Genomic DNA, 13,680 nt, shown 5'->3' on the forward strand with positions numbered 1-13,680 from the left:
CATGCTGTGGACCAGCCCCACCGGGCACCACTACGTCGACCACCCCAAAGAATTCGCCATCCCCGACCACGAACGACCACACCCACCCGACCCCGACCGCGCTGGCGGCGGGACGACGACCGGCAGCGAACCAGCCGAAAACGGTTTGCACACCGCGGATACCGACGACCACGACTGCTGCCCCTGCGCGCGCCCGTCCCCGGTCATCCTCGACGGCGGCAGCACCGCACAGAGTCACGCCGAACAAACCAAAATCCTCATCGCACGCCGCGACGCCGCCGAGCCGAGAACACCCGTCTGCTGAAGGCGCAACGGATCAAACTCGACCACCGCACCACCTTCATCCACCGCCTCGGCACGGACACAGACCCCCGGCCCGCCGACGAAGACGACGAAGACGACCAGGAGACGCAGGAAGAGTTCAAAGCCCGCATCGAAGAAGACATCGCCGCCGCCGGCTCCTACGAACGGTTCCGCACCCAGAACAGCAACACCCTCAGACGCTTCGACCCCATCGCCTACGGCCTACAACTGGCAGCCGACAAAGCCCGCCAATACCCCGACCCCGACGAACCACCGTTCTGACGGCTCGCGCCAACCAACCACCGTTCTGACGGCTCGCGCAGACAGGTCTTTGCGATCAGATGTGCCGACGGCGTGACCAGCGGTCAGTTGCTATGGCTGGCCCCCCAGTGCCGCCACGAGACCAGGGCGAGTTGGGCTGGCGCCGAAGCAACCACGGCCACTCCGCCTTGCCACGGCAAGTTGGGTCGAACGGAACGTATCTGGGTGGTCACGCCGGTCTTCTGTTGGGTAAACCAGCGGTAAGTCAAAGGACCGCAGCGACCATTCGACGAGGAGAAGTCATGCCAGTTGCTTTTGCCGGAGAAGAATTCACCCTCCACAATCCCGCCGGGTCGGAGATTCGGGTTCGGGGCTGGGGCAACCAGTTCCAGGCCACGTTCGAGACCGCCGACGGCTACACGGTGGTCAAGAATCCGGCCACCGGATTCTTCGACTACGCTCGCCTCTCCCCCGCCCACTCCTCGCTGGTGGCAACGGCCATCGGGGCCGGATCGGTCGATCCGGCCACGCTGGATGTTGAGAAGCATGCCCGCACGACCCCGTCGGCTCGTCGACTGCAGGCCCAGGCCGCGCGAGATGATGCCGGTCGCCGCCGGTGGGAGGAACGCAGGCAGGAGCGTCGCTCGGTGGTCAGGGCCGCCGCCGGTGCCGGACTTGCTGCTCCGCCACCGCTGCCGACAGCGCCCGGACCCGTGACCGGGCTGTGCCTGCTCGGACAATTTCCCGACGTACCCGGCACGATCACGCAGCAGCAGATCGACGACTTCTGCAACCTTCCCGGCTACTCGGCGTTTGGAAACAACGGGTCGGTGCACGACTACTTCCTGAAGGTATCCGGCGGGAAACTCCAGTACCGGAACAAAGCGGTCGCCTACTACACGGCTGCGCACAACCGTTCCTACTGCACGGATCCCGCAATTCCCTACACCCAGCGTGCGCGTGAGCTGATCGTGGAGGCGCTGGATCATCTGACCGCCCTGGGACACGACTTCGGGCAGTTGAGCAGCGACAGCAGCGGATTTGTGTTCGCCCTCAACGTCTTCTATGCCGGTGGCGCTGTCAACAACTGGTCAGAAGGCCTCGGGCCACACTCCTGTTCACTCGCCAGTTTCTATCAGGTCACGGCGGGCACGGAACTGTCCGACTACCAGATCACCGATATCGGTACCGAGCTGACTCTCCGGACGTTCTGCCACGAGAACAGTCACATGGTGTGCGACTTTCCGGACCTCTACGACTACGGGAACGGGGGCGGCGGCGTCGGCAACTACTGCCTCATGTGCTACGGCGGTTCGGATCTCAATCCCGTCGAGGTGAATGTCTATCTGAAGAACGCGGCGGGCAGGACCAGTGCGATCGAGACTGTTGACGACGGCATGGAAGCCGATGTCGAGGCAGGCCGAAAATGATTTTCTGATCTACCGGAAGAATGCCACCGAATACTTCATCCTCGAAAATCGTCGGCAGACCGGCCGAGGCAGCAGCCTGCCCGATGCCGGCCTTTTCATCTCGCACATAGATAAGTTGGGCAGTAACAACAACGAATAGATGACGCCAGCCCTCCACTACGAGTTGTCGCTGGCCCAGTTGGCAATCGATTTGATCTCGAATACCGTGCCATGGTGGCGAGAGCACCGACCTGTACGGCTCGCCGACCTCGACGGTGTTCGGAGACAATTCTTCGCCGAACAGCAAGTGGTAGGACGGAACCGCCTGGTCGCTCAACATCCAATCGATCTCGGTGCCAGACCAGGAGATGGTGGTCAAGACCAAGGCAGCGCTCCGACTCGCCATCGCCAACTTCGGGTACGTCGCGGGTGGGTGGCGGGTCGAGCGTCATCCGCGGTTCCTGGCGAACCTGAACGGGGACCACAGCGCGGACATCGCCGGCTTCGGCGACGTCGGGGTCTGGGTGTCCCTGAACAACGGGAACGGAACCTTCTAGCGAAGTCCATCAAGATGAAAGTTCGCATGTCGCAGGCGCAGGACGGTGCAGGCCCTTCATGGTCCGCATCGTCCGGCGCAGTGGCACGATGTCGGGCATGGACGTCCCTGGCCTCATCGACCAACTCGAGTTCGATGGCACGCTGATGGCTCAGGTCATCGATGGTGCCGATCTGACAACTTCGGTGCCCGGAACGGACTGGGACCTACGGTCCCTGGTCATGCACACCGGGGCGGTGCACCGCTGGGCGAACGACGCGATCACCCGGCAGTTGGCGACGAACGAGACCGGTGGGAGTGCGGCGTTCCACAGCCGCGTCGAGGACGACCAGATGCCCGGTTGGATCGCCGACGGACTGGCGACCCTGGTGGCAACCTTGCGGTCGTGTGGTGACGATCTGACGGCCTTCACCTTCCTGAGATCGCCGACTGCACGCCACTTCTGGGCACGTCGGCAGGCGCACGAGACGGCGATTCATCGGGCCGACGCGCAGGCGGCCATGGGCGATGTCACCACTTTCGATCCCGAGTTCTCCCAGGACGGCATCGCGGAGATTGTGGCCGGTTTCGCGCTCCAGCGATCATTTGCCTCCGAAACACCTGGCGTGCTGGCGCTTTTGTGCACCGACGGTCCCTCCTGGCTGGTGACTTTCGGCGGGGAACGGAACCAGAGCGTGCAGACCGACGACCTCAGTGCGGCCACCGCGACCGTGACGGGCACCTCCTCAGCGCTCTACCTCTGGTCCTGGAACCGTCCGGCGGCAGTGCAAGTCGAAGGCGATAACGCCACTATCGGTCTATGGCAGCGGATCCGGATCTAGACAGCTCTGCTGTCACGACCTGCAGTACCCGATCGGGCATGGCGAGCAGCCAGGGTAGGTCGGTCCTGGACAGTCGCTCGAGGCCCCGAGCCAGCGGGACGACGGACCGACGAAAGTCTGTGGTGCGGCGCTTCGTCAGATAGATCTGTTCGGAATGATCGGCTTCGCCCGAGCCGAAAACCAGACGCTCCAGCACATCCACGTCATCATTCATCGTGCCGATGGCGTCCTCGTAGCCGTTGATCACACACGTGGCGGTCGCAACCAGCACTCCCACGGGCCCGAGTGAGACCGTATTCACGCCGGCCCTCATCGCGAGGCCGACCTCCTCCATCAATGTGCTCGGGGAGAGCATCACCGTCAGGACGAGGTGGTTGCCCAGCACGATGGAGATGTCGTCGAACCCGGTCGGTTAACTCGGCATTCCGGACTGCTTCGCCGTGAGAACGACGACCGCGAAATCGTCGAGCAAGACCATCGTCGGGCGTTGATGCGGGTGGGAGATTCCGTTGGCCACCTCGGCCGGAATACCCAGACGACCTGCCGTGTCGATGATCTGGATGGCACTCGGTCGATCGAGATGGATCCAGACGAAGCCGGGGGCCACGCCGCTGATGGTGGGTCCTATGTCCGACAACGGCACCAGCCGTTCGGAGCCCTGCTCGAACACGATGCAAGTCGTTGTCACCGGGGATATCCCAACGTCATCGGGGCGAGCGCAGACACGGGCGTCGGTCGGGCCGGTGGTCAATCCCCCACGCTGTTGTCGGTGACGACGAACGCAGCCTGTTCGGCGAGACTGCGACCCCAGTCCTCGGCCTGGTCACGGAGCACGTCACGGGCGTATTCCAGGGTGAATCCGTTGACGGAGACCAGGATCTCGACCGCCCGCTCGATGACGTTCCACTGGACCAGGGCCCGCCGGACGGCCTCCTCCGCGCTCGGGAAGGGCCGGCTGTTCTGGTAGTCGGTGAGACCCCGGTCGGCGAACTCGGTCAGAACCGTCAACAGATCCGGGTCCGGGTCCGGAGGTACCTCCCGCGAGCTGTAGAGGTTCAGTGCACCCACCGACCGCCCGTCGGCATGCAGTGGCACCGCGAGAAACGAACGGACCCCAACGCCGGCGGCGATCTGACCGAGACGGGGCCAGATCGTGCCGACCGCCTCCGTCGTCATCCTGACCGGCAGGTTGGTCCGCATCGCCCGCAGGCACGGACCGTCGTGCGCAGAGTACTGGCCCTCGTCGACGATCAGCACCTGATCATCGGTGTGCGTCGCAGTGAAGGGTTGGTCGTCGAATTGCGCGGTCACCCCGGCCCAGCGGACACCATCGAGCAATCGGACCGCCTGCCGGGACAGCCTGCCCATCAGGTCCAACAGGTCGTCGGCATCCTGCGCCCGGTGGTGCAGCGCTTCGATGAGGTCCGCCATCTGATCCGGATGGGCGGCCAGCGCCCGGATCAAAGCGCTGGATTCCGGAGCAGTGTTCGCGATGATGTTTGCCATGCCGTCTTCTTCCCGAATGGGGTCGCATGGTGTGTGCCGACTGGTCGATGACCGATGGTGGCGTGCGATGCGATCCCGGCCGAGCAGGGCATCAACTTCGACGGTAGACGCCTTCGGCCGCCTTACAGAAGAGAACAAAGTCATCGATGTCGGATCGGCGCCCTGGAAGTGAGGCGGTCCCGCCGGTCAGGCGGGGGGTCGCTGACCGGCGGGACCTGGGAGGGGTTCGGTCGCAGGGCGACCGTCCACACACTCCGTACTCACCATTGTGCCCGGTCCCGGGTCCAGGCTCCGCCACTTCGCCGAACTGGTCCTCACCTCCTCGGGGAACGATTCTCACGCTGTCTCAGCCGTCTAGTTCACGGACAAATGTGCGGATGTCGTCGACGAGAAGATCCGGAGTCTCCAGGGCGGCGAAGTGGCCGCCGATGTCGAAGTCGGACCAGTGCACGATCTTGTTGAGCGGTTCCGAGTAGCGGCGGATGGACACGTCCTGGGCGAAGCACGCGACCCCGGTGGGGACTCCGGACGGTTGGGCCTGCTGCCGCTGGTGGACTGTCTCGTAGTAGAGGTTCGCCGAGGATCCGGCGGTGCCGGTGAACCAGTAGAGCGAGACGTCGGCCAGCAGGACATCGCGTTCGACGGCATCCTCGGGAAGGGCCTTGGCCTGGTTGGTCCAGTCGTGGAACTTTTCCACGATCCAGGCCAGTTGCCCGACGGGTGAATCGTGCAACCCGTAGGCGAGGGTCTGGGGTTTGGTGGCGGAGATCTTGAAATAGCCGTCGCCGTCGGACATGAACCCGGCCAGGCGCCCGAGGCGCTCCTTCTCGATCGGCGTCAGGGCGGTGATCTCCTGCTCGGAGAGCTGGTGGTACGGAATGAAGCCACCAGTGGCGGCATTGACATGGACGCCGATCACCTTGTCCGCTGCCACACGGGCGATCTCGGGCGCCAGTCCGGCGCCAAAATCGCCGCCCTGCGCGACATATCGCTGGTAGCCGAGGCGAGCCATCAGGACGGCGAACGCCTTCGCCATGCGGTGCTCGGTCCAGCCCGCGTCCGCCAGCGGGGCCGAGAAGCCGAAACCCGGCAGTGAGGGGATGACCAGGGTGAACGCATCGGCAGGGTCGCCGCCATGGCTGCGGGGATCACTGAGTGGGCCGATCACGTCGAGGAACTCCAGCACGGACCCCGGCCAGCCGTGAAACAGGATCAACGGGGTCGCCTCCGGCTCCGGCGAGGTCACCTGGAGGAAGTGGATCCGTTGGCCGTCGATGGTGGTGGTGAACTGCGGGTACGCATTGAGCCGGGACTCCGCGACACGCCAGTCGAAACCGTCCCGCCAGTATTCCGTGAGTTGGCGTAGGTAGTCGAGCGGTACGCCCCGACTCCAGGGATCACCGAGTTCGGGCTGTGGCCAGCGGGTCTCGGCGAGGCGCCGACGCAGGTCGTCGATCTGCTGTTCTGGCACCTCGACCCGGAAGGGGGTGACGGCGGTGTGGCTTTCGCGCGAATTCTTCGATGGCTCGGTGGGCTCCGCAGAGTTGGTTGCCACAGATGGGGAGCGATGGGCGGTCTTCATGGGGCGTCTCCTTCGAACGGTGTGTTCTGGATCTGACACGTTCTGACCTGACCCAACGACCGTAGAACGGAATATTCCGTTCCGCAAGTGATAGATTCAGGCCATGCCCACAGCATCGCGGCGAGGCCGAGCAGCGGAGGCCTTGCGCAACGACGAGCGGATCATCCAGGCGGCACGCTCGGTCTTCGGGGCCAATCCGGGTGCCTCGATCTCCGAGGTGGGGCAGGCTGCAGGTGTCGGAATGTCCGCCCTCTACCGTCGGTACGCCAGCAAGGAGGAGCTGCTGACCGCTCTGCTCGACGAGGCACGCCTGACCTACGAGCGCGAGATCGATTGCGCGCAGGAGCGTCTGGCTGCGAGCGAGGACCCGTGGGCGGTCTACTCGGATTTCCTCGCCGCCATCGTCGATGCCAACGTTCACTTCGTGTCCGCTGGTACGCCGGCCCTGGCCACGATCTTCGAACGGCGACGGACGCAGTGGGACAAGGTCACCGACCAGAACCGAGCGCTGTTCACTGCAGTCCGGGACCGCGGTGTCCTTCGCGCCGGAGCAGAATTCGCCGATATTGGCGTGCTCCTACAGGCCATCTCCGCAGTCCGGGGAGAGAGTCAGACACGGTCACGCACCTTGCGTCGACGCACGCTGACCATCGTCCTCGACGGTCTACGCGCCGAGCTCCCTCCTCTGACGGGCACAGCTGCGACCGGAGTCGACTACCGGGCGACGTGAACCCATCCGAGACGCGGGGCTCGCACTCGTGCCCGGACGACCTGTGGGCCCGTCCCCCTACGGCCCCACTGCCTCCTCCGCATCCATGTCCAGCATTCGGCCATGGTGTGCGATCTGCCCCTGCGCACAAGCCTGCCCGGGATCGCAGTGGCCCGAGCAGGTTCGTACATCGTCCGTGATCTTCGGTCAGCGGGTCACGGTCAACCCGATCGTCGCCGAAGCAGCCGAGACGGTGATGCTACCGGGGTAGGAAACGGCCAGGCTGTAGCGACCGATCGCAAGTTTCGGAAGCGTCACCGAGGTGTGTCCGCCAGAGAGCCTCGCACTGCCGGAGGCCACCGTCCGGCTGCCGATCAGCACCTTCACGGTGACGACTCCGGTTGCGGTGACCGAGGCCGGCGCGGTGGAGACCGTCACTGCCACCACCGGTTTGGCTGAGCCCCGCACCGCGGCAGCGACCGCGCTGATTCGTGCCGCGGCCTTCACCACCGTCAGGGTCGCCGTCCCGGAGGAGGCCATGACCGATCCGTCACCGGCGTAGGTGGCCTTGAGGGTGTGGGTCCCGACGGCCAACGACGCCGGAAGGGTAATGGTCACGACGCCCTTGGCCAGTCGACCCTGTCCCAGCGCCGTGCGCCCTTCCGTGATGGTGACGACCCCGGTGGCCGTGACTCCGGGAACACTCACCTGCACTGCAGCTTTCGCCCCGCTGCCGTAGACGACCCTGCTCGGTGAGACCTTGACCGCTGTGGTGGAGGTGGCCTTGACGACCGTCAGCGTGACGGTGTCGGAGGACGCCTCGTACAGCGCACCTCCGGAGTAGTCGACGAGCAGTTGGTACGACCCGGGGAGGAAGGCGCCGGCCTTGATCGTCAGGACGACCCGGCCACCGGACAGGATACCCTGGCCGACCTGGACCCCCCGAGCGGTGATGCGAATGGTTCCAGTCGGAACTGCGCCCGCGCCGGTGACCTTCGCCGTGATGGTCACCGATCCGCCGACGACCACCGTACTTCCCGACAACACGGCGACGGTGGACGACGCCAGCAGGGTGATTCCCGCCTTCGATACCGAGACCTGATGGGTGGCCTCGACATTGCCGGCCTGATCGACCGAGCGGTACTGCACCGTGGTTGCTCCCGACCCCACGGTCACCGGACTCGTTGCGGTGAGCCAGGAACCGGCCGGTAACTGGTACTCGACCTTCGACACTCCGGACGTGTTGTCCGCGGCGTTGAAGGTGATCCTGCGGGCCACCGCGTCGACCGCGACATTCGACACCGGCGGCGTGGCATCGATCTTCACCGACAGGTTCGAGGCGGCCGAGACGTTCCCGACGGCGTCGGCGGCGGTCACCGACACGGTGTGCCGCCCGTCGGTGACCAAACTGACCGGCGCCGAGACCTGGGCGCTCTCGGCCCCGTCGACGACGGCGGACAGGACCGGCGACGGATCGACGTCGTCGACCGCGATGGCCGAAACGGTGACCGGGCCGTTGTACCAACCGTTCAGTCCCGTCGGCACGGACGGATCCGTGGTGAGGGTGACCGTCGGAGGGGTGGTGTCGGCGCCCGGCGCCGGCAGGGTCCACACGTCGGCGATCGACGGGTCGTAGTTGAGGCCCTGCGGGTTGTTCTCGAATCGGACCGTCACGGTGTCGCCGGTGAGCAGGGTGGGGTCGTCGACCAGCACCTGATACATCTCGGTGCCGAGACCTCCGGGGTGGCTGAACATCCGCGAGTTCACCACGACGCCGTTGACCCGGATCGCGTACTGCTTGATCTGCGCGCCGTCGTAGGTTTCACGAGCCCGGAGGACGAACGGCTGTCCCTTGGTGATCTTCATGGTGAACTGGATGAAGCCGTCGGTGGTGCCCTTGAAGGTGTAGCGGCGGGTGTAGCCGGCCTCGTCCGGGAGGTTCCCGGACCGCGAGGAGAACCTCACCGCGTGGGCGGGTTCATCCGCGACCCCGGACCCCGTGTTGCCCATGTCCAGGTAGTCGACCACCTGGGACGCGTCCGGATTCCCGATGGCCAGGGTGATCGGGACATCCTGCTTGGCCATGGTCTGGGTCGCCGAGGCGAAGGAGGCCGTGATCCCGGCGATCGCACCGCCGTTCCCCGTCGCAGGGGCGACAAGCGTCACCGGGACGGTGGCGTCGGCGCCGGGGGTCACGGTGATCGGCGCGGACGGATCGGGGACCGCCCAGCCGGTCGGGACCGCCACCGTGACCGTGCCCGAAACCGTCGTGGTGGAACGGTTGTGCAGCAACACGTTCACCCGTGCGTACCCGCCCGGTGCGACCGACCCCGGAACAGCGGCAGCCGTCAGGACGACAGGGGTGACCACGGTCACGGTCGTCGACGCCGGGATCGACGCCCGGCCGGACGCGCTGGGCACGTCAACCCGCCCGACGATCGGGTTGCTGCCGACCAGGGCGCCCGCCGGGACGGTGACGGCGAAGCCGAAGGTCGTGGTCCCGCCGGCCGGAAGGGTGACGCGGTCGGCCGAGACCGGCGTCGCGGTCCATCCGGCCGGAAGGTCCAAGGAGGCACCGACATCGGTGATGGCCGTCGCCGAACTGTTGACCGCCGTCACGTTCACCACGGTGCTCTGTCCCGGGATCAGATCAGCGGTCGGGCCGGTGGTGGCTACCGAGACGCCGAGGATGGAGGCGAGGGCGCTCCCGAGGCTGTCGAGCATCGGGCTCAGCAGTGCGGTCAGTGCATCCGCGCCGGCCTGGTCGAGCGGCCCGGCCGCCAGATCGGTTGCGAGAAGTGCTTTCGCGTCCTGGAGGGCAGCCAGGGCTGCGGCGATGCGGGCAGCGGAGACCGTGGGGTCGGACAACGCCGCGTCGACCGCTTGGTCGGCCTGCTGGACATCTGCCGACAACGCCGCTCGCTGGTCCCCCGTCAGATCCGCGCCGGTCAGCGCCGTGCTGAACGCGGTGAGACCGTCCTTGACCGAAGCCAGTTCCGCGGTCGGTGACTGGACGGCGAAGACATACTCGCCGGAACCGATCTCGACGGTCACCGTCTGCCCGGTGTCGGTGGACGAGACGACCCCGTCAGCCGACGCGAGGGACTGGCCACCCTCGGTGACGGCCAACGGGTTGACTGCGGGCACCACCACACGGGCGGTGGTGTTCGCCGGTACCGAGACGTCGAGGTGGTAGCTGCCCGCGGTCTTGGTCCAGTCGCTGCTGACCTTTCCGTAGGGGGTCTGGTAGTCCATCGAGCTGCTGGTCAGGTCACCGCCCGGAACCGGGGCGATCAGTGTCTTCTTGTAGCCGGGCTCGAGAGCCGAGATGCCACCGATGGTGTCGTACATCCAGGCGCCGACGGAGCCGTAGGCGTAGTGGTTGAAAGAGTTCATCCCGACGTCGCCGAACGAGCCGTCCTGCTTGATCGAGTCCCAGCGCTCCCAGACCGTGGTCGCACCCTTGCTGATCTCGTAACCCCAGGACGGGTAGTCCTTGTTGAGCAGCACCCGGTAGGCGACGTCGCTGCGGCCGATGTCGGTGAGGGCCGGCAGCAGATCCTTCAGACCGAGGAAACCGGTCGACAGGTGCCAGTCGGCACGCTCCAGGGTGGCCACGAACTTGGTCGCCACCGCAGCTGCGAGCGCATCCGGGACGAGCCCGAACGAGATCGAGATGGCGTAGCCGGTCTGCGTGTTGCCGGCCAGGCTGCCGTCAGCTGCGAGGAAGGCGGTCTGGTAGGCGCTCCTGATGTTGTTGTACAGGGTGCGGTACTTGGCGGCGTCGGCGTCGTTGCCGATGGCGGAGGCCATCTGCGCCATCAGGTCCGCGCTGTGGGCGTAGAACGCGGTACCGATGATGTTCGAGGCGGTGTCGTCGTTGAGGTTCAGCCAGTCCCGGTAGGCCCCGCCGTCACGCTGGAAGTTGTTGCTCGTCCCGGCCAGGTAGTTCATGTACTTCGTCATCGACGCCCAGCCCTCGGAGATGACTGCGGTGTTGTCGTAGCTCTGCCAGATGGCGTAGGGCACGGTGACGCCGGCGTCCGCCCAGCCGGCGTTGCCGCTGCCGAAACCGCTGAACGACGGTGCGACGTCGGGGTAGGCGCCGTTGGTCTGCTGACCGGTCCGGAGGTCGCCGAGCCACTTCGACAGGAAGGCCTCGGAATCCAAGTTGTAGGTGGCGGTGCTGGCGAACTCGCTGATGTCGCCGGTCCAGCCGAGACGTTCGTCGCGAGCCGGGGTGTCGGTCGGGATCGAGACGAAGTTCCCGCGCTGCCCCCAGGTGATGTTGCTCTGGATCTGGTTCACCAGGGCGTTGGAGGTGGTGAGGTTCATCGTCTTGTCACCGGCGGAGCCCCAGACGGTCCCGACGACGTCGCTCAGAGCCGGAGCCGTGTCGACGCCGGTGATCTCGACGTAGCGGAAACCGTGCTGCGTCAGCGTCGGGTGGAAGGTGATGGTGCCGTCCATGGCGAAGGTGTAGTAGTCGGTCGCCTTCGCCGCACGCAGGTTGGCCGTGTAGACCGTCCCGTCGGGATTGATCACCTCGGCGTACCGGATCCGGATCTGCTGCCCGGTCCGTCCGGTCAGCGTCAACCTCGCAGTGCCGACCATGTTCTGGCCGAGGTCGTAGACGAAGGCGCCCGTGCTCGGCTCGTTCACCGTCAGTGCCGGACGCTCACCGGTGATGCGCACCGGCTGATCGGTCTGCGCGGTGAGCTTGGCCGTCTGGGACGGGCGGACGACCGCCGGACTCCACGTCGAGGCATCGAAGGTGTTGGTGTCCCAACCCTTCTGTTCCTTGGCGGCGTCGTAGGACTCGCCGTTGTACAGGTCGGCCGAGGTGACGGCGCCGGTGGAGGCCGTCCAGCTGCCGTCGGATCCGAACGTCGTGCTGGTGCCGTCCGTGTAGGTCACCCGGATCTGCGCGACCACCGAGAGGTCGGAGCCCCAGAAGTTTCGGCCGGTGAGCAGGTTGCCGGCGAACCAGCCGTCGGCGAGTTGGACGCCAACGGTGTTGGCACCCGGTACCACCTGGCTCGTGATGTCGTAGGTCTGGTACTGGTAGGTCACGTTGTAGTCGGTCCAGCCGGGCGCCAGGTACTGATCGCCCACTTGGTAACCGTTGACGTTGAGTTGGTAGAGACCCTGGGCCGAGGCATACGCGCGGGCCGATGCCACGGTCTTTGCCGTGTCGGTGGCGAAGGTGCCGCGAAGGATCGGCGGCGAGACGTTCTGCCACACCTCGTTGCTACCGCTGATCTGCAGCCCGGTCGCCGAAGTGCTGCCTCCGGTGAATGGGTTGGTGGCGGCGAAGTCAGGGTCGAACAACGTGCTGCCCCCGGCTGCGACCACCTTCATGTCGTGGATCGTCGCGCTCTCGACTCCGTTGGTGCGCAGTCCGACGCCGCCGGTCGGGTGATCGCCGTTGGTGATGGTGCCGAGGGAAACGCCATCGAGCAGGGTGGTGATCCGGTTGCCCGCCACCGTGATGCTGATCGTGTGCTGCGCCATCACGCCGCCGTGATCGCCGATCAGAGCGGTGATGTCCTTGGACTCACCCGCCAGCACCGAGTAGTTCCCGTCGACCTTGGTGTGCGGCCGGAAGGCGAGACCGGTCTGGTCCTCGTTGAAGTTGATCTGCCACATGTAGGCGTTGCTGGTGTCCTTGGCGCGGAAGAAGAACCCGACCGCCGACCTGTCCGAGTTGTTGATGGTGAAGTCCGAGGTCAGCGTGTAGTCCGCCCAGCTGTTGTTGCCCGCCGAGCCGACCCAGTTGCTACCTGCCCAGTCGGAAACGTTCAGCAGTCCGGTCTCGAACCACGCCGGGGTGCTCCATGCCGACGCGGCTCCCGTGTTGTCCCAGAGCTGCACCTGCCAGTAGTAGCGGCTACTCGAGGCGAGAGTGCCACCGCCCCATGGCACGTCGAGAGATCTACTCGACGTCACCTTGCCCGAATCCCAGCTCGGGGTAAGGGCCAGCTCGCTCACCGTCGTAGCGGCGCGGACCTGGTAGGCGGTCTGCACACTCCCCCGGGCCGGGTCGTCGAGTTGCCAGGACAGGCGCGGCGTGGTGCCACCGATGCCGAGCGGGTTCGTCAGGTCGTTGGTGGTCAGGCCGGCGGCCTCGGGCGCCGCGGCGGGCGCAGCTGCCCTGATGGCGGCGGGTGTCGCTGCCGCCGACGGGGTACCGGCGAACGCCGGCGTGATCCCCCCGCCGACCGTGACGAGCCCGATGGTCGCGGCGATGGCGATCACGAATCTGATGCGCATTCAAAGCACCTTTGCTTTCGAATGAAGACTGTAAGAGTAACCGGACATTCAAGTCCCGGAGGCACAGCATGCACGTCCTGCTTCCGCAGGTCAACCGATACTTTCCCGGTGAAAGGAAAATGTCGCCCGATCGACGGAACCAGATCCCCGGGGGCATTCCCGGCGACCGGAAGGAGTCGGGATTTAACGAAGGTCGAATACCTCCGTATGAAACTCCTCCGGTTTCGATGACCGATCATGATGTCTCGGGATGACTCGGA

At 65.8% G+C, this 13,680-nt stretch carries 10 protein-coding genes; 5 read left to right on the forward strand and 5 right to left on the reverse strand.

Annotated elements, in window-relative coordinates; translation table 11 throughout:
• Window position 1 precedes the first annotated feature (1 nt).
• From ABIB25_RS15470 to ABIB25_RS15485, 4 genes are all read left to right on the forward strand, one after another.
• A complete protein-coding gene (locus ABIB25_RS15470) occupies window positions 2-304 on the forward strand; it encodes a hypothetical protein (protein ID WP_354529354.1) in 303 nt (100 codons plus the stop codon).
• 562 nt (window positions 305-866) lie between these two features.
• On the forward strand, window positions 867-1,994 hold the full coding sequence (locus ABIB25_RS15475; RefSeq protein ID WP_354529355.1) for a metallopeptidase domain-containing protein: 1,128 nt from the start codon (window positions 867-869) through the stop codon (window positions 1,992-1,994).
• A gap of 332 nt (window positions 1,995-2,326) precedes the next feature.
• Window positions 2,327-2,530, forward strand: coding sequence for a hypothetical protein (locus tag ABIB25_RS15480; protein ID WP_354529356.1), 204 nt, complete (start codon window positions 2,327-2,329; stop codon window positions 2,528-2,530).
• A 97-nt stretch (window positions 2,531-2,627) separates the two neighbouring features.
• Window positions 2,628-3,350 carry a maleylpyruvate isomerase family mycothiol-dependent enzyme gene (locus tag ABIB25_RS15485; RefSeq protein WP_354529357.1) on the forward strand — a complete coding sequence of 241 codons (723 nt, stop codon included), beginning with the start codon at window positions 2,628-2,630 and terminating at the stop codon, window positions 3,348-3,350.
• Here the strand turns inward: ABIB25_RS15485 and ABIB25_RS15490 are convergent.
• The 4 genes from ABIB25_RS15490 to ABIB25_RS15505 form a co-directional block, all read right to left on the reverse strand.
• Window positions 3,319-3,735: a CorA family divalent cation transporter gene (locus tag ABIB25_RS15490; RefSeq protein WP_354529358.1), complete on the reverse strand. Its 417-nt coding sequence runs from the start codon at window positions 3,733-3,735 to the stop codon at window positions 3,319-3,321. The two genes, ABIB25_RS15485 and ABIB25_RS15490, sit on opposite strands and share 32 nt — an antisense overlap.
• A gap of 27 nt (window positions 3,736-3,762) precedes the next feature.
• Entirely contained in the window at window positions 3,763-4,038 is a 276-nt protein-coding gene (locus tag ABIB25_RS15495) for a hypothetical protein (protein WP_354529359.1), read from the reverse strand.
• Window positions 4,039-4,097: 59 nt separating this feature from the next.
• Window positions 4,098-4,856 (reverse strand): GAF and ANTAR domain-containing protein, encoded by a 759-nt coding sequence (locus tag ABIB25_RS15500; protein ID WP_354529360.1) that lies wholly within the window; start codon window positions 4,854-4,856, stop codon window positions 4,098-4,100.
• 346 nt (window positions 4,857-5,202) lie between these two features.
• Window positions 5,203-6,438 (reverse strand): epoxide hydrolase family protein, encoded by a 1,236-nt coding sequence (locus tag ABIB25_RS15505; RefSeq protein ID WP_354529361.1) that lies wholly within the window; start codon window positions 6,436-6,438, stop codon window positions 5,203-5,205.
• A 103-nt stretch (window positions 6,439-6,541) separates the two neighbouring features.
• On the opposite strand from ABIB25_RS15505, the gene ABIB25_RS15510 reads away from it, so the two are divergent.
• On the forward strand, window positions 6,542-7,168 hold the full coding sequence (locus ABIB25_RS15510) for a TetR/AcrR family transcriptional regulator (RefSeq protein ID WP_354529362.1): 627 nt from the start codon (window positions 6,542-6,544) through the stop codon (window positions 7,166-7,168).
• A 186-nt stretch (window positions 7,169-7,354) separates the two neighbouring features.
• Here ABIB25_RS15510 and ABIB25_RS15515 read toward each other — a convergent pair whose 3' ends face one another.
• Window positions 7,355-13,420 (reverse strand): family 78 glycoside hydrolase catalytic domain, encoded by a 6,066-nt coding sequence (locus ABIB25_RS15515; RefSeq protein ID WP_354529363.1) that lies wholly within the window; start codon window positions 13,418-13,420, stop codon window positions 7,355-7,357.
• Window positions 13,421-13,680: the final 260 nt, after the last annotated feature.

This window comes from Nakamurella sp. UYEF19, from assembly GCF_040546275.1.
In the GTDB taxonomy this organism is placed as follows: domain Bacteria; phylum Actinomycetota; class Actinomycetes; order Mycobacteriales; family Nakamurellaceae; genus Nakamurella.